This is a genomic window from Leptospira haakeii, from assembly GCF_002812045.1.
GTDB lineage: Bacteria > Spirochaetota > Leptospiria > Leptospirales > Leptospiraceae > Leptospira_B > Leptospira_B haakeii.
The window spans coordinates 1-15756 of the sequence record NZ_NPEG01000003.1 but is presented as its reverse complement, the minus strand read 5'-3'; the positions used below and the strand labels follow the sequence as shown (position 1 = coordinate 15756).

Annotated in this window: 17 protein-coding genes; 10 read left to right on the top strand and 7 right to left on the bottom strand. The window is 39.0% G+C overall.

The window, feature by feature from the left end; all coding sequences use genetic code 11:
- Positions 1-150: 150 nt before the first annotated feature.
- Genes ccoN through CH377_RS07705 form a run of 9 tightly spaced genes read left to right on the top strand, consistent with a single transcriptional unit; the run spans position 151 to position 8220 of the window.
- Entirely contained in the window at positions 151-1590 is a 1440-nt protein-coding gene (gene ccoN / locus CH377_RS07745; protein ID WP_100723264.1) for a cytochrome-c oxidase, cbb3-type subunit I, read from the top strand.
- Entirely contained in the window at positions 1587-2276 is a 690-nt protein-coding gene (gene ccoO, locus CH377_RS07740) for a cytochrome-c oxidase, cbb3-type subunit II (protein WP_100723263.1), read from the top strand. The genes ccoN and ccoO overlap by 4 nt, the downstream gene beginning before the upstream one ends.
- 8 nt (positions 2277-2284) lie before the next feature.
- The gene (locus CH377_RS07735; RefSeq protein ID WP_020768294.1) at positions 2285-2431 is read left to right on the top strand and encodes a cbb3-type cytochrome c oxidase subunit 3; all 147 of its coding nucleotides are present in this window, start codon (positions 2285-2287) and stop codon (positions 2429-2431) included.
- A 1-nt stretch (position 2432) separates the two neighbouring features.
- Positions 2433-2966, top strand: a complete 534-nt coding sequence (locus CH377_RS07730) for a cbb3-type cytochrome c oxidase N-terminal domain-containing protein (protein WP_100723262.1) — start codon at positions 2433-2435, stop codon at positions 2964-2966.
- Positions 2967-2998: 32 nt separating this feature from the next.
- The gene (ccoG, locus tag CH377_RS07725; protein ID WP_100723261.1) at positions 2999-4366 is read left to right on the top strand and encodes a cytochrome c oxidase accessory protein CcoG; all 1368 of its coding nucleotides are present in this window, start codon (positions 2999-3001) and stop codon (positions 4364-4366) included.
- On the top strand, positions 4356-4841 hold the full coding sequence (locus CH377_RS07720) for a FixH family protein (protein ID WP_100723260.1): 486 nt from the start codon (positions 4356-4358) through the stop codon (positions 4839-4841). Before ccoG ends, CH377_RS07720 begins: the two co-directional genes overlap by 11 nt.
- Complete coding sequence (locus tag CH377_RS07715; RefSeq protein WP_100723259.1) at positions 4838-7303, top strand: heavy metal translocating P-type ATPase; 2466 nt, start codon at positions 4838-4840, stop codon at positions 7301-7303. The genes CH377_RS07720 and CH377_RS07715 overlap by 4 nt, the downstream gene beginning before the upstream one ends.
- Complete coding sequence (ccoS, locus tag CH377_RS07710; protein ID WP_100723258.1) at positions 7300-7458, top strand: cbb3-type cytochrome oxidase assembly protein CcoS; 159 nt, start codon at positions 7300-7302, stop codon at positions 7456-7458. The genes CH377_RS07715 and ccoS overlap by 4 nt, the downstream gene beginning before the upstream one ends.
- A 9-nt stretch (positions 7459-7467) precedes the next feature.
- Positions 7468-8220 carry a sulfite exporter TauE/SafE family protein gene (locus CH377_RS07705; RefSeq protein WP_100723257.1) on the top strand — a complete coding sequence of 251 codons (753 nt, stop codon included), beginning with the start codon at positions 7468-7470 and terminating at the stop codon, positions 8218-8220.
- Positions 8221-8223: 3 nt separating this feature from the next.
- Here CH377_RS07705 and CH377_RS07700 read toward each other — a convergent pair whose 3' ends face one another.
- The 7 genes from CH377_RS07700 to CH377_RS07670 all read right to left on the bottom strand — a co-directional run bounded on the left by CH377_RS07700 (position 8224) and on the right by CH377_RS07670 (position 15330).
- Entirely contained in the window at positions 8224-8892 is a 669-nt protein-coding gene (locus tag CH377_RS07700; RefSeq protein WP_100723256.1) for a dienelactone hydrolase, read from the bottom strand.
- A gap of 42 nt (positions 8893-8934) precedes the next feature.
- On the bottom strand, positions 8935-9615 hold the full coding sequence (locus CH377_RS07695; protein ID WP_100723255.1) for a Crp/Fnr family transcriptional regulator: 681 nt from the start codon (positions 9613-9615) through the stop codon (positions 8935-8937).
- 140 nt (positions 9616-9755) lie between these two features.
- Positions 9756-11144 (bottom strand): MBL fold metallo-hydrolase RNA specificity domain-containing protein, encoded by a 1389-nt coding sequence (locus CH377_RS07690; protein ID WP_100723254.1) that lies wholly within the window; start codon positions 11142-11144, stop codon positions 9756-9758.
- Between the two features lie 137 nt (positions 11145-11281).
- On the bottom strand, positions 11282-12004 hold the full coding sequence (locus CH377_RS07685; RefSeq protein WP_100723253.1) for a LytR/AlgR family response regulator transcription factor: 723 nt from the start codon (positions 12002-12004) through the stop codon (positions 11282-11284).
- Between the two features lie 6 nt (positions 12005-12010).
- Complete coding sequence (locus tag CH377_RS07680) at positions 12011-13342, bottom strand: PAS domain S-box protein (protein WP_243402099.1); 1332 nt, start codon at positions 13340-13342, stop codon at positions 12011-12013.
- Between the two features lie 151 nt (positions 13343-13493).
- The gene (locus CH377_RS07675; protein WP_100723251.1) at positions 13494-14156 is read right to left on the bottom strand and encodes an NAD-dependent epimerase/dehydratase family protein; all 663 of its coding nucleotides are present in this window, start codon (positions 14154-14156) and stop codon (positions 13494-13496) included.
- Positions 14157-14160: 4 nt separating this feature from the next.
- Entirely contained in the window at positions 14161-15330 is a 1170-nt protein-coding gene (locus CH377_RS07670; protein ID WP_100723250.1) for an MBL fold metallo-hydrolase, read from the bottom strand.
- A 151-nt stretch (positions 15331-15481) separates the two neighbouring features.
- On the opposite strand from CH377_RS07670, the gene CH377_RS07665 reads away from it, so the two are divergent.
- A complete protein-coding gene (locus CH377_RS07665; protein WP_244283707.1) occupies positions 15482-15709 on the top strand; it encodes a TetR/AcrR family transcriptional regulator in 228 nt (75 codons plus the stop codon).
- Positions 15710-15756: the final 47 nt, after the last annotated feature.

Genomic DNA, 15756 nt, shown 5'->3' with positions numbered 1-15756 from the left:
AATTTATTGACAATCGAGTTTATCTCTCCATTCCCCAATTGACAATTATCAAGACCGTTTTGAGGGAAGAAGAAGTCGGATTCCTTGCGTTTCGACATTCCAATCTAAATGTGGAATTATCCTTCACGGAAAATACCGGAGAGATCAAGAATGAGTTCTTCAGAACAAAAATATAACGATACGATCGTCAAAGGATTTTTGATATCGGGATTGGTTTGGGGTGTGGCTTCCATGCTTGTAGGAGTATGGATCGCTTTCCAAATGGTATATCCTGAATTGAATTTCGGACCTTACTTCACTTTCGGCAGGCTAAGACCCTTACATACGAATGCGGCAATTTTCGGTTTCGCATTGAGTATCATATTCGCAACAGCTTATCACACGGTTCAAAGACTTTGTAGAGTAAGGATTTGGAGCGACAAGCTTTCGAACTTACACTTATTTCTATACAACCTTACGATCCTAGCAGCGGCCATCACCTTACCTTTAGGCTTAAACCAATCCAAGGAATACGCCGAATTGGAATGGCCTTTGGATCTTATGGTCGTGATCTGGTTTGTGATATTCCTAATCAATTATTTCGCAACGATCTTTACTCGTGAAGAAAAACAATTATACGCCGCGATCTGGTTCTATATCGCGTCTTGGGTCACCATCCCTATCCTATTCATAGTGAATAACCTTTCTATTCCGGTAAGTTGGATCAAATCATATTCAGTCTACTCGGGTGTATATGATGCGAACATCCAATGGTGGTATGGACACAACGCCGTTGCTTTCGTTCTCACTACTCCTTTTTTGGGACTAATGTACTACTATCTTCCCAAACATATCAAACAACCTATCTACAGTCATAGGCTCTCCATCATTCACTTTTGGAGTTTAATCTTTCTGTATATTTGGGCAGGTCCTCACCACCTACTTTATTCACCTCTTCCTGATTGGTTACAAACAACAGGTATGGTATTCAGTATCATGTTATGGATGCCTTCTTGGGGTGGAATGCTGAATGGCTTTTTGACTCTCACACAGGCAAAGGAAAAGATCAAAACGGATGCTACCTTGAAGATGTTACTCGTAGGACTTACATTCTACGGTATGTCCACATTCGAAGGTCCACTTCTGTCCATTAGAGCTGTCAGCGGTTTAGGTCATAATACCGACTGGATCATAGGACACGTTCATGGTGGAACCTTAGGTTGGGTGGGAATGATGTCGTTTGCAGTCATCTATTACCTGGTACCTAGGTTATGGAATACGAACCTATTCTCCGAGAGACTTGCTAACACTCACTTCTGGGTAGCGACACTAGGAATCTTACTATATATCGTATCCATGTGGGTATCGGGTATCAGTGAAGGTTCGATGTGGAGAGCGATAGACGAAACAGGTGCCTTAAAATTCCCGAACTGGGTACAGATCACCGAAACTCTGAAACCTTATAGATTATTCCGTGGTATCGGAGGTGGACTATATCTGATCGGATTACTCATCATGATCTATAATGTTGTTCGCACTATCCTGAACGCCGGCTCCGGATTCAAAGAAATCGATCTAAGGATCGGATCAAAAGAGGAGAAAGTTGTATGAATTGGTTCGACAAATTATTGGATTGGTTCTCCGGTTTTACCGATCAGTGGGAAAAACACGGAGTTAAATTCACCTTATACACCACAATCGCTATCTTGATCGGAGGATTATTCGAACTGGTTCCTCCATTCTTCCTGACAAAAACGGCGGAACCTATCCAGAACGTAAAACCGTATAACGCATTAGAATTAGCGGGAAGAGACGTTTACCAGAAAGAAGGATGTAATAACTGTCATACTCAGATGATACGTCCTTTCAAATGGGAAGTTGATCGTTTCGACCCACAACATTCTTACGGAAAAGACGGATATTCCAAAGCAGGAGAATATGTTTATGATCACCCTTTCTTATGGGGATCCAAACGAACAGGACCGGATCTAGCTCACGAATCACAGATCCAACCTTCTGCGGAATGGCATAAGACCCATTTGATCAATCCAAGAGATACTGCTAAAGGTTCTATCATGCCTGCGTATCCTTGGTTATTCGAAGAATCTTCCATCGTAGACGCTTCTAAGATCGCAGACCATATGAGAGGACTCCAAAAAGTAGGAGTTCCTTATACAGAGGAAGATATCTCTTCTGCTTCTACCCTTTTGGCAGGTAAAACAGCTGGAGATGCACTAATCGCTTATCTTCTGAAGTTGGGAAGAGATACTGCCGAATTGTCCAAAAGTTTACAGTGAGGTGCAAGATGGATCTAGATACATTACAAATTTATAAATCGTTAAGGCTTCCTATCCTGGTGCTTTCCATATTTACGATTATCTTATACGTATATAGAAGTTCCAGAAAGGAAAGAATGGAAAAACCTAAATTCAGAATGCTGGAGGAGGATTAAGATGAGTGACCCAAACAAGGAATTCGACGGGATCAGACAGGCAGATAATCCTCTTCCTGAATGGTGGAAATGGGTATTCTTAGGATGTGTTATTTTCGCTGGAATTTACGCGGTATACTTCCACGGATTTTCGAACTGGGGAACAAGCGAATATTACGCTGCTCAGATCCAAGATTATGAGAAAGAATTTCCGAATCGTAACGTTGCAGTCAAGTCCACTGATGGATCCAATCCATTCAGAGGGAACCAAGATGCAATCAACGCAGGACAGAAAACATTCCAGACCTATTGTGTAGCCTGCCACGGTCCAACAGGAGAAGGTTTAGTAGGCCCGAATCTAATGGATAAAGAATGGATACATGGAAATACGGATCTAGAACTTTATACAACCGTAATGAAGGGAATCTCCGTAGAAAGAACCAAGTTAGGCAGAGGACCGATGCCTGCACATGAGAACTCATTAGGTTCCGAAAAAGTTTACCAAGTGCTTGCCTGGTTAGCTTCCCGGAATCCGGAGCTAAAATCTTCCAAATAAGTTAACTGTCCCAGAGAATCATAGGAGGAGCAATGATCATTTCGAGGCCAATGCAAGGAAAGATAAGGACTGCCAGAAATTACGTCCAGGTATTCTTAGTTCTTCTCTTTTTTATAACCCCTTGGATTCGCTGGGATGGATTTCAAGTTATCCGATTGGATATACCGGATAGAAAGTTTTTTCTATTCGGTCATATTTTTATTCCTCAGGAAGGATATTTCCTTCATCTATTCCTGATCGCAGCAGGACTTTGCCTCTTCTTATTTACAACTCTGATAGGTAGAGTATGGTGCGGATGGGCTTGCCCTCAAACCATCTACTCTGACATTTTCGATTGGATAGGAAGAAGGATCCAAGATTCGAAATATGGAAAACAAGACGCAAACCAAGCGTTGGTGGCCTTAACTCATATAGTCTGGATCTTAGTCAGCTTTGCTGCATCTTTTGCTTGGATCTCATATTTCACGGATCCATACCAAATGATCTCTTATTTCAAAAATCCTAATGTAGATTTCCCTACATGGTTTTTATTCTTAGGATTTTTTACACTCGCAATGTATACAGATATAGCATTCGTACGGGAACAATTCTGCAAATACGGATGCCCTTATGCACGTTTCCAAACAGTGATGATGGACAATCATTCTGTAAATATCACTTATGATTACACAAGAGGAGAACCCAGAAGAAAAGGAAAAACAAAAATCGGGGACTGCACTGCATGTAATATGTGCTTAGTAGTATGTCCGACAGGAATAGATATCAGAGAAGGGGCCAATCCTTGGTGTATCGCATGCGGAAAATGTTCGGATGCATGCACAAAACAAATGGCTAAAGAAAATAAAAAATCACTGATCGGTTATTGGTCTGAAAACCAAATCTCCGAAAAAGGATCTTCTATCCGTTGGGTCCGCTCAAGAACAATCGTCTACGCACTTTCATTAATGCTTACAATCTCCGCTATAGGGATCTTATTATCCAACAGGGTCCCACTCTATCTATCAGTTCTCCCCGACAGAAACATTCAACCTATGTTAGTGCAAGATGGAGTTGTTCGTAACTTCTATGAAGTACAAATGCAAAACCTGACTCCTAAAGACAGAACCCTAAAATTTGAAATAGAAACTTCCGATCTTCAGGGAGAAAGAAGAATACTCGTCGGTGGAACAGAAGAAGCAACAGTAGAACTAAAAGGTAATTCCGAAGAAAGATACAGACTATTCATAGAACTTAAAATAGCAGAACAAGATGCCAAAAAAAGAAGTCATGATATTAAGCTAAAAGTGATGGATATTCAGGATTTTGAATATTCTAAATCCGAAACAGTTCCATTCTTACTTCCGGTTTCTATAGCCGGATGGAAATTACCAAATGATGAGAGGATAGTCCATGGACGTTAGTTTAAAAAGAGCATTTTGGGTAATCAAGATCGCATTTCTGGCATTATTTGCAGCTACATTTTACACCGTAAAACTTGCATTAGCAGGACATACACCGGCTATCGACTCGAATTATTATGAAAAAGGGCTTAAATACGAACAATCTATTCTATCTCAGAGAAAACTGATAGAGGCTGGTTATGGATTCCAAGCGGATTGGATCCAAAAACCGAATATACTCCAATCAGGAAAACAAGAACTACAGTTGGAATTCAAACATGGACAAGAAAAGATCCAAGGTGCAAAGATCCAAGTCCAGTTAGACAAAACAGCTACTGAAAAATTTAATGCAACTGTTACTTTAAAGGAAGTATCTCCAGGAAAATACCGAGGAACACTCTCTATTCCATTTCCAGGAGAATGGAGAGTTTCAGTTTCTGCCAAAATCCCGGAAGGAACTTTGGAAAAAACCGTATCGGCTAAGGTAATCCATTGAAAGTATTAGAAAACAAAACATTATGTTTTCATTGTAATACTGAAATTGACGGGATATCTATAATCAGAACGGAACATGGGGTCGAAAGAGAATATTGCTGTAACGGGTGTGCAGAGATCTCTCATTTATTACTCGAAAACGGACTAGATCAATTTTACCAAATCAGAGGAACCCAATCTTTAGAACCAATCGACAGAGAAGTCCAAAAAGTCTCTTCCGAAGAATTGGACAACGAATCCGTATATTCGGAATATTTAGAAAAGAAGAATGGTCCGGATTCAAATGTATATATAACCGTTACCAACCTACATTGTTCCGCTTGTGTATGGTTGATCGAAACCGTTCTCACAAAAACGGAAGGTGTCAAAGAAGCGAGGATCAATTTTGGAACGGGAAGACTCAAAGTAGGATTCGACCTTTCCAAAATCACGCTCGGAAAAATAATCAAAACAATCGAAAGTTTAGGTTATAAAGCCAAACTATACTCTCCGCTGAAAGCTGAATCAAAAGTGGAGAAACCATTCCAAGAACTGAGCATTCGAATGATAGTCGCAGGCTTCTGTTGGGGGAATATCATGTTATTCTCCGCAAGTTTATACGCCGGCTATTTTGAAGGAATGGAATTCAATATTAAAAATTTATTCCATTATATCTCATGGATATTTGCCACTCCAGTTTATTTTTATTCAGGTTACCCTTTCTGGAAAGGAGCCTATGAATCCTGGAAAAGAAAACTCCTCGGAATGGACACATTATTATTCGCAGGAGTCAGTCTTGCCTACTTCTATAGTATTTATGTAACCATCTCCGGCAATGGAGAAGTTTATTTCGACTCGGTTTGCACCATTTACTTCTTCATTTTACTTGGAAAATATTTCGAGGCAATGATCCGCTACAAAGCAGGAGCCAAAATAGGAGAATTACTCTCTCTTCTACCTGAAGAATATGAAGTTTCCAAAAAGGGAGTCTGGTCCAAACATTCTGCTTCTTCCATCGAAAGAGGAGATTTAGTCAGATTGTCTTTGGGAAGTAAGGCTCCTGTAGACGGTATCTTAGAATCTGAAACTGCATTTTTTGACGAATCCGTTTTGACTGGAGAAAGTAAACCGATCCGAAAATCTAGAGGAGCAGAGATTAAAGCAGGCTCAGTTTCGCTTTCCACCGATGTAAAATTCCAGGCTAAAGGAAATGCAAATGAAAGCTCGCTTGCACAAATCGGAAGAATATTAGAAGATTCTTTATTAACAAAACCAAAAATACAAAGAAGTACCGACAAACTGGCTGCGGTATTCATTAAAGTTGTCCTATTTGTTGCGGTAGGAACATTTATCTATTGGTTTCAATTCCATTCTACGGAAGATGCCATCTTAAATACAATCAGCGTATTGATCGTAGCCTGCCCTTGCGCGTTAGGTTTAAGTGTCCCCGCGGCACTCGTGATCAGCCATCTACTCCAATCCAAAGAAGGAGTACTTGTCAAAAATCCGGAATCAGTCGAAATTTTAGCGAAAGCAAATCGTATTTTCTTTGATAAAACTGGGACATTGACTACAGGCAAATTAGAATTAAACGCCGAGAAATACTTTGCATTAGAAGAAAATCCTGCTAAATTCAGGGAAATCGCAATCAGATTAGAATCCAATTCTTCTCACCCTATCGCAAAATCGATTATAGAAACATTTGCAAACGAAACACCTGAGTTCTTAGAGGAAATATCTAAGGACACTATCACTGATAATTCGTCGGCCAATCTCACGGGTTGGAATTCCTACAAAGAAATTCCAGGAGAAGGAATGGAGGCAAAATTCGCCGGCAAAACTTATCGGATAGGTAAAAAGAACTTTGTTTGGGAAAATAAACCTGAGAACGACGGATGGGTTCACTTATCTGAAAATGGTATTCCTTTAGTTGCCTGGGAATTTAGAGATAAGGCCAGACCGGAAGCAAAAGGCTCCATTCAAGAATTAAGATCATTTTTTTCTAATATGGAAATTCTATCCGGAGACATTCCAGCCAAGGTGGAAACTCTTTCCAAAGAACTCGGAATCCAAAACTTCAAAGCAAATCTAACTCCTATCCAAAAAAAAGAAAGGATCATAGAAGCACAATCTTCCAGCGAAGTGGTTCTAATGTTGGGAGATGGGATTAACGATTCCGCGTGTATAGCTCAGGCAGATTTGGGAATTTCCATGGGGATGGGTTCCGATCTTTCTTTGGATAAATCGGATATAATTCTAGTGAAAGATAGATTGGATTCACTTCCGAGATCGGTATTGATTGCCAGAAAAACAAGAAGGGTCATTTTACAGAATATATGCCTTTCTTTAGTTTATAATTCCATAATGATCCCTCTCGCTGCAGGAGGATTGATGCTTCCAGTGATCTGCGCAGGCTTTATGACATTGAGCTCATTGACAGTAGTATTAAATTCAATTTCTTTAAAACATAGGGTATTTACATGAACGCTTTGTATCTAACAATTCCGATCGCACTCATGATCTCTTTCGGAGCATTTTACGTATTCCTACTTAATCTCAAGTCGGGACAGTACGAAGATATCGAAGGTCCCAAATACAGAATATTATTCGAAGAAGATAAACAGGACAAATCGAATTAGGAGTTAATTATGGAACTGATATCTGCGATATTATTCGGATCCTTTTTAAACGGCCTGACAGGTTCTTTTCATTGTTTAGGAATGTGTGGTCCCTTGGCAGGAAGTTTAAATCTTTCAATCTCCGCTTCTGATAAAAAAACAAGCCCGGTTCTATTACAAACTTTATATAATCTAGGAAGATTGGTCTCCTATACTTCCATAGGTTTAGGTTTTGGATTTTTGGGAAAGGTTACAAACCAAAGCCTTTCCTTATTACTTCCTGCTCAAGAATTTGCGGCATGGTTCGGTGCAGCCTTTATTCTACTCTTTGGGCTTTCTATTTTATTCCAAAAAGATTGGACCCAAAATAGATTTTTCTCCAAAGTATTTGCGAAGGTAGGATCTAAACTTTTAAGATCCAGAGAAAATAAGGGTCCAAGGTCTCATTTAGCGATCGGATTCATGTTCGGGATGATCACCGGATTTTTACCTTGTGGGATATTGTATCCGGCATTCGTGATGGCATTTGCAACAGGATCCCCTGCGTTCGGAGCCCTAAGTATGTTCTTCTTCTTTTTAGGGACTTTCCCTTTACTTTTCGGCTTTGGATTAGGATTTAGGATGATCTTAACAAAATTCGGAAAAGATAAACTAAAACTCGCAGGTTTTGCGATCATTCTTCTTTCAATTTCCTTAATGTTATTCAGAATGAATCATACTCATAACCATTCTGAGCCTGGAGTGAAAATGGAAGAAGGTGGCCATCATCACCACCATCATTAAATCTTAAAATTCGGAGAATTCCAAAGATCTTTTTTCAGGGAATAGATACCATCTTTGGATTGCTTCTGATACCATAAACCATTTGGTATTATCTTCAAAATGGCTGGGAGAGCCAGGCACGAAATAGACTTTTTTAACCGTACTTTCTATCTTAGAAAGAATCGAGCGATTCACTATTCTTCCCGTAAAATCAAGCTCTCCTAAAATGTTCAACACGGAAACGTTTAAAAACTTGCCATTATATTCCTGGAGGCCATTTCCTATGAGTATCAGGCTTTCGACCGGAGAATCCGAACTTCCAGCTGCCCGGAACATTCTACCTGCAATTGCAGAAGAACCTATATAAGAAATTTTTAAAGAATCTGCACCTTCTATATTTTTGATTTGTTTAGTGATCTCCAAAAGACGATCGGATAGTAGATTTGTATCGGAACGATTTGCGTGGATCTCTCTTTCTTCATGGGTCAATAGACCTTTTAGAAAAAGAGTGGCCACTCCCCTTTCATTCAGAAAATTTCTCATCTTAGAAAATCGATCCGCGAATTTGTCGTCCTTCTCATCCAAAACCAAGACCGCTAAAAAAGCGGCCCGGCTTGGAATAAAAAGTTCTCCCTTTAGTTGGACGCGATTTACTTGAAAGTTGAGAGTGGTTTGAAAATCATACCGGACCATTTTATAAAACTGTAATTTTCAATTTAGAAATGGTTCGGATGTTTAATCCAGCAAACGAAGAAGAGCCTCTTCATTTTTAATCACTATTTTTCTTTTGTCTATTTCCACCCAACCTCTGCTTTTAAAATCAGCCAAGGCACGAACCAAGGTCTCAGTAGTCACACCGATCATTGATGCCATGATCTCACGAGTGAATGGAAGATCTTCTTCCGAGTCTTGGGATTCTGATAATTGTAATAAAAATTCTGAAAGTTTTGCGTGGACCTGACGAGTTCCCAAAGAATAGATCTTATTCTCTGATTCCACGGCTTCGATAGTAACTTGTCTGAATACTGAGTTTTGGAATTCCGAATCAGAGTTTAGAAGTCTGCGAAGTTCTTCTTCCTCGACAAATAGAACTGTTGATTCAACAAGTGCAACTGCATGGTGTAGATAATTTCCACCGATAGCCGCATCTCTGATCCCTACCCAGTTACCCGGATGATAAATTTTGAATGTATGCTGTTTTTCCCCGGAACCTGAAGTTCTATAAGATCGGATGGAGCCGGTCTCGACTATATAAAATCCGTTGGCCTGCTCTCCTTGGGAGAATAATACCTCACCTTTGGAAATTTTCCTGCGGGTGAAATTAAGTTCATGGTGGTGGAGAAGGTTTTCTTTCGGAAAAATTTCTCTTGGTAAAACTCGGTTTGTTTCAGTTTCGATTTTTACTGCGCTGGTCATGTTTAAGTCCCTTATATATCTCGATGTTCTTACCATACTTGAGAATAAATCAAAGGTCAAGGGCCGGTGGGAGATCCTACCGATTGGGATGGTTTCCTGCGGATTTCCAGGGTGAAAATTTCTGGCCCCCAAATAACAGATTACACCTCGAATTCGAAAACTTCTCCCCTGTCAGGGATCCTTGTTTCCCAGCCGTATTCTTTGCGAATCCGATTTCCTAAGATCCTACTCGCATCTTCTTCTCCATGCACAATGAATACTTGTTTGGGTGAAGTTTTGATCTTGGATAACCATTGAATGAGTTCTGTTTGGTCCGCGTGAGCAGATAAGCCGTCGATATTCTGAACATCGCATCTTACTTCATGATATTTGCCACGGATCTTGATCTCGGTATCTCCTCTGAGTAGCTTATTACCTCTGGTTTCTCTTGCTTGGTAACCTACGAATAATACTAAAGAGTTAGAATCCCCTAAAGAATGTTCCAAATAGGAAAGCACTCTGCCTCCTGTTGCCATTCCACTCCCTGCGATCACAATTTTAGGACCTTTTTTGTTTGCGATTTTTTTAGTCTCAGAAGATTCAGTAATGCAGAATATATCCTCTTTAAGTTCGGCCAATTCATCTTCTTTTAATTTATGCCATTCACTTCCATAAATATTAAATAAATCTAAAACTTTTGAACCCATAGGAGAATCCATATAAACCGGAATATTCGGTATTTCTCCCTCTTTCATCAATTTCCAGATCAAATACATGACTGCTTGTATTCTCTCTACTGCAAAACATGGAATGACTATAGTACCTTTAGAAGTAGAGAATTCATGGATTAACTGAGCCAAACGTTTGATCGGATTTCCTCTATGTATTCGATTTCCGTAAGTGGACTCTATTAGAATAATATCACCTTCTTCCGGCCTTTCCGGAGGAAATAAAAGAGGATCTTCATCCCTTCCAATGTCCCCGGAAAAAATTAGGGTTTTATCTCCGATCTTCAATTCTATAAAGCTAGCTCCTAAAATATGACCGTTATATCTGAAACGAAACTTTATATTTGGTTCCAAATCGAACCATTCTCCAATCTCTACTGCATGAAATAGTTTGATCGTCTTTTCTGCATCATCACTATCGTATAAAGGAAGAGCGGGTTTATGTTTTGAATATCCGCCCGAATTTGCAAGTTCTGCGTCTTCTTCTTGCAATTTTGCGCTGTCTTTGAGAACTATATTAGATACATCTAATGTTGGCTTAGTACCGAATATTTTGCCCCTAAATCCTTTTTTAACGACCCTCGGTAAATACCCGCAATGGTCCAAATGACCATGGGTAAGAAGAATATGATCTATTTCGGCAGGGAAAAATTGGTCGGAGTCCCAATTCAGAAGTCTTAACTTTTTCTCTCCTTGAAAAAGTCCGCAGTCTATCAAGATCGTTTTGCCGAAAACTTTTACTAGATATTTTGAACCTGTAACAGTCCCTACTCCACCTAAAAATTGTAAACTAGCGAGACGATCCTCTTTCTCGTTTTCCACTTTATACTTCCTCTTTTGGCCCGATTCTTCCTGGTTAGCCGGAAAGAGAGAAGATATATGGATTTCTTTCTTAAGTCAATGGTTGGAATGGAATACGGGGAAATCCGTTCTTAAACGGCAAAATTACAGGGAGAAAATTAGAGAAGTTCTTTGATCTTAGAGATATATTTTCTTCCGACAGGAAGTTGTGTTTCGTCTTCATCCTTTAAATGAACGGAGTAATTTCCCATATTATCACTTTGTAAATGAGATAACTTTTCCAAGTTAATTATGTATTGTTTATATATTCTTAAAAACTTGCCAGGAGGAAGTTTTTGCTCCAGACTTTTTAAGGATTTATAAGTTACATACTGTCTTTTTTCCGTATGGACCACACTAAAATTATCTCTGGAAGAAATATAGATGATCTCTCCATACGGGATAAGAAAATGATTTTCCTTTTCTAGGATAAAAAGCCCATGCTCGTTAAAAACGTTCTTGGAAGGTTTGTCCGCCTCATTACCCAAAATTTCCAAGGCGCGATCTACAGCCTTAAAAAATCTTTCTTTAGAAAATGGTTTGAGCAAATAATCTATTACGCCAAATTCAAATGCTTCGATAGCCTTGTCTCTTAAGGCAGTAATAAAAATGATATAAGGAGGATTCTCTAATCTTTCTAAAATATCCAAACCGGAAAGAATAGGAAGATTGATGTCTAAAAATGCAAGATGGAACTCTTCGTTCTGCAGATATTCGAGGGCCTCTTCGCCGTCTTTTGCGACTTTTACTAATTTTAATTCAGGTCTTGCTAAACAATAATTTACGAGTAGTTCCCTGGTAGGCGCCTCATCCTCTACAATTAGTGTTTTCCATTCTGCCATACTTTATTAATTTTTCGCGGATTTAAAACCGATCGTTACGATCGCGCCACCCTCAGGATGATTTTCAATTTTTACTTCCGAATCGTAAAGATAAAATTTCAGACGTTCAGAGATGTTCGCAATACTTCTGGAATGAATATTTGCATCACTTAGGCCCTTTCCATTATCTCGGATGGTCACCAAAGTTTTTCCATCTTGGATAGAAGCCTTTACGCTGATTTTTCCTTTTCCTTTTCTATCTCTTAATCCATGAATATAAGAATTTTCAACCAGAGGTTGCAGGGTCAAAGGAGGGATCTGACATTGTTTAAAGTTTCCCAACTTTTCGGATTCCACTTCCAAGAAGTCCGAAAATCTGAGTTTTAGAAGTTGTAAATAATTTTCCATAAATTCCCATTCTATATCGAAAGGAACAAGTTGTTGGTTTGCTTGGTCCATTAGAAATCTATAATTATCGGCAAGCATCAAAATAGCGGAATCCGCGAGTCCGGGATTTGTCTGTAGATAGGAATGGATAATACTCAATGTATTAAAAAGGAAGTGAGGGCTCATCCTATCTTGCAGGATTTTCAGATTATTCTCTGCATGTCTTGCCTTCTCTTCGGTCTCCTTTCTTTCCGTGATATCATTACGAATAGCAAGATATTGGTATGGTTTTCCATTATCGTCTAAGATAGGAGAAATGGTTGTATCCACCCAATAATATCTTCCGTCTTTTGCCTTATTCTTAATCTCACCCTTCCAAATTTTTCCTTTTGCGATCGTTTTCCAAAGATCTACAAAAAATTCCTTAGGGTGATAGCCCGAGTTGATAATGCGATGGTTATGGCCTAAAAGTTCGTCTCTTGAATAACCGCTTATATCGCAAAAGTTCTGATTCACATAAATGATCGTCCCGGCTCGATCCGTGATCGCTACAATGGAAACCGCATTAAGCGCTGTTTGAAAATCAGAAAGTTCTTTTAATGAACTTGTTAATTCCCTTTCGATCTCCTTGGTCCTGGTAATGTCCACGCCTACGAACCAATTCGTGGAACCAAACAACGGGAATTCTGATGAGATATTGGAGAGGGAGACTAACTTTGATTTCCCTTCCTTAGAAATTAGGTCCAACTCCCAATTTTTAAATTCAGAGTTTAAAAGTTCAGGATTAAAACCAGAAGATTCCCCTTCTCCTTTTACTTGGATCAGATTTTTAAAGGAGAAGTTTTTATCATTTAGAATTTCTTCCAAAGAAAATCCTAAAACTCTTTCGCATTCGTAATTCCAGGATAGAGGCTTAAAGTTCTCATCCAAGGAAAAGAAGAGGATAGGCATATTATCCAAAACTTTTTTCATTCGTGCTTCACTTTCCATAAATCCAGAAACCTAAGGTATATTAGATCGAGTCTTCATTAAATCTAAATGCCCGATTCTTACTCAATCAAAATTATACGAGGATATGTTCTGAAAAAGATCCGAAAATATATCCCTATTTACTGTATTTATTTTAAACCTTGGATAATTCCAAAATATCTTCCACTTCTACAGTATTCTTATTAAAACCATTTTCACTCGCACGTATCATCGCAACCGCAAGTTGTTTCAAAGTAGAAACTCGTTTTGGGAAAATTGTTCTTAAGATCGGAAAACTCCAACCAATATATTTATAAGCAGACAAAGTATTCTTTGCACCAGGAGTTGGGTGCATATAACCTGGCCGGAAATTATACACCTTTGCAAAAGGAAGTTTTATTAGATCATTTTCGGTCTTTCCTTTTACTCTCGCCCACATTGTTTTTCCTTTTTCAGTGCTATCAGTTCCGGCTCCTGAAATATAAGAAAAACTCATATTAGGATTTAGAGAAGCCAAGGTGCTTGCTACATGCAGTGTCAATGTATGAGTCAGTTTAAAAAATTCTTCTTCATTCAATCCTATGGAAGAAACTCCCGAGCAGAAAAAGCAGGCATTATATCCTTTCAATTTGTCTTTAATTGCGGAAATATCCGAAAAATCGGAATGTAGGACTTCCTCCACTTTAGGATGAGAAATTCCATACGGCTTCCTATTCAGCAGAAGTATTTTTTCCACATTCGGATCTTCCAAACATTCTAACAAAACACCTTCTCCCACCATTCCTGTGGAGCCTGTGATAATTACTCTTAATTTCATTTGATTACCTCGCACTCGCAGTATTTTCTTCCAATTGACTGGATAAGATTGGATCTTCTTTGGCGGAATTATAAGGAAGTTTAGGCCACCAAGCAATATAATCTTTTTTTAAACCAGGCTCGGCACTTTCTCCAGGTTTAGGAGTGATCACCGTAACCCCAAGTTCTTTAGATTTTTCTAAAACTCTTTCTATAGGCTCTGTCCATCCATGAGAAGCAAGTGCAAACAATCCCCAGTGAATAGGAAGAAGGACTTTTCCTTTCAGTTGAGTATGAGCGATCACTGCTTGTTCCGGCCCAATATGCCAATCTGGCCAAGCTTGGTTATATTGCCCTGTTTCTATCATCGTTAGATCGAAAGGTCCATATTTTTCTCCGATCTCTTTCATCTTAGGGAATAAACCTGTATCTCCCGAAAAATAAACCTTATGTTTAGTTCCAAGAAGTGCATAACTGGACCAAAGTTTTTTATCATTATCTAAAAGATATCTTCCGGATGCATGTCTTGCAGGAGTGCTTACTATTTCAAGATTTTTGATCTTCTTAGTTTCCCACCAATCTAACTCCACTATCTTTTCGGTAGGAACTCCCCAGTAAGAAAGGTTCGCCCCCAAACCGAGTGGAACTACGAATAATAGGTTTCTATTTTTGAGTTTAGAAATAGTTCCGAGATCCATATGATCATAATGATCATGAGAAATTAATACTACGTCTATTTCAGGAAGATCTTCCAAAGAAACTAAAGGTGGATACCATCTTTTAGGACCGATCCAGGGAGAAGGAGAAGTTCTATCAGACCAAACAGGATCAGTCAAAACCCTAACTCCATCCAACTCTATCAAAGAAGAAGAATGTCCAAACCAAGTAACTCTTAAGCCCGAGTCAGGTAATTTAGAAAATCTTGATTTTTCTACAAAAACTACCGGGACAGGATCTTTGGGATTTACATCCTCACTTTGTCGGAACATACTACCTAATGCCATCCAGAAATCATTGATCAGAGGTTGAGGATTTACGAATTGTCCATCCTTCCATTGTGGAGATTCTTGCATCTTGATCAGTCTTTCTCCTTCTGCCTTTTTACCCATTGCCTGGCAGGTATAAAAAAATGACGTTCCAAGAACTAAGACCAGGACTGGGAAGAGCCATTTTCGAGAACTGTGTACCTTCTTCATTTTTTACTATTTCCTTACTCAGAATAGATCTCCCGGAGACCGGAAGAATATAATCCTTACATTTTGACAATTTAAGTCTAACTTGTCAATTTTTCAGACCTGGGAATCCGGATAAAGTTGACATTTTTTTATAAATTTGTCAAATAATCTTATGACCCGAAAGATATCTATAGTAGACGAGGAAAGAAAAAAGGAAATTTTAGACGCCGCCTTATATTGTTTTCTTCAATTCGGGTATTCTAAAACTTCCATGGATGATATTGCCAAACAGGCCAATTTGTCCCGTCCACTTCTCTATCTAAAATTTAAGAACAAAGAAGATCTGTACGAAGGAATTTTCGATTATACTTTGGAAGGTAAAAGGCATGATGAGCGCTGAATTGATAAGCCTGTTTGTCACGGCATAATCGTGTAAACCGCCCAGAG

What these genes read in the sequence shown, in the direction of transcription:
- ccoN (WP_100723264.1), top strand. Translation starts at nt 151, where the DNA reads ATGAGTTCTTCAGAACAAAAATATAACGATACGATCGTCAAAGGATTT.
- CH377_RS07720 (WP_100723260.1), top strand. Translation starts at nt 4,356, where the DNA reads ATGGACGTTAGTTTAAAAAGAGCATTTTGGGTAATCAAGATCGCATTT.
- CH377_RS07700 (WP_100723256.1), bottom strand. Translation starts at nt 8,892, where the DNA reads ATGGTCCGGTATGATTTTCAAACCACTCTCAACTTTCAAGTAAATCGC.
- CH377_RS07695 (WP_100723255.1), bottom strand. Translation starts at nt 9,615, where the DNA reads ATGACCAGCGCAGTAAAAATCGAAACTGAAACAAACCGAGTTTTACCA.
- CH377_RS07680 (WP_243402099.1), bottom strand. Translation starts at nt 13,342, where the DNA reads ATGAAAAAAGTTTTGGATAATATGCCTATCCTCTTCTTTTCCTTGGAT.
- ccoO (WP_100723263.1), top strand. Translation starts at nt 1,587, where the DNA reads ATGAATTGGTTCGACAAATTATTGGATTGGTTCTCCGGTTTTACCGAT.
- CH377_RS07735 (WP_020768294.1), top strand. Translation starts at nt 2,285, where the DNA reads ATGGATCTAGATACATTACAAATTTATAAATCGTTAAGGCTTCCTATC.
- CH377_RS07685 (WP_100723253.1), bottom strand. Translation starts at nt 12,004, where the DNA reads ATGGCAGAATGGAAAACACTAATTGTAGAGGATGAGGCGCCTACCAGG.
- CH377_RS07665 (WP_244283707.1), top strand. Translation starts at nt 15,482, where the DNA reads ATGACCCGAAAGATATCTATAGTAGACGAGGAAAGAAAAAAGGAAATT.
- ccoG (WP_100723261.1), top strand. Translation starts at nt 2,999, where the DNA reads ATGATCATTTCGAGGCCAATGCAAGGAAAGATAAGGACTGCCAGAAAT.
- CH377_RS07730 (WP_100723262.1), top strand. Translation starts at nt 2,433, where the DNA reads ATGAGTGACCCAAACAAGGAATTCGACGGGATCAGACAGGCAGATAAT.
- CH377_RS07675 (WP_100723251.1), bottom strand. Translation starts at nt 14,156, where the DNA reads ATGAAATTAAGAGTAATTATCACAGGCTCCACAGGAATGGTGGGAGAA.
- CH377_RS07705 (WP_100723257.1), top strand. Translation starts at nt 7,468, where the DNA reads ATGGAACTGATATCTGCGATATTATTCGGATCCTTTTTAAACGGCCTG.
- CH377_RS07670 (WP_100723250.1), bottom strand. Translation starts at nt 15,330, where the DNA reads ATGAAGAAGGTACACAGTTCTCGAAAATGGCTCTTCCCAGTCCTGGTC.
- ccoS (WP_100723258.1), top strand. Translation starts at nt 7,300, where the DNA reads ATGAACGCTTTGTATCTAACAATTCCGATCGCACTCATGATCTCTTTC.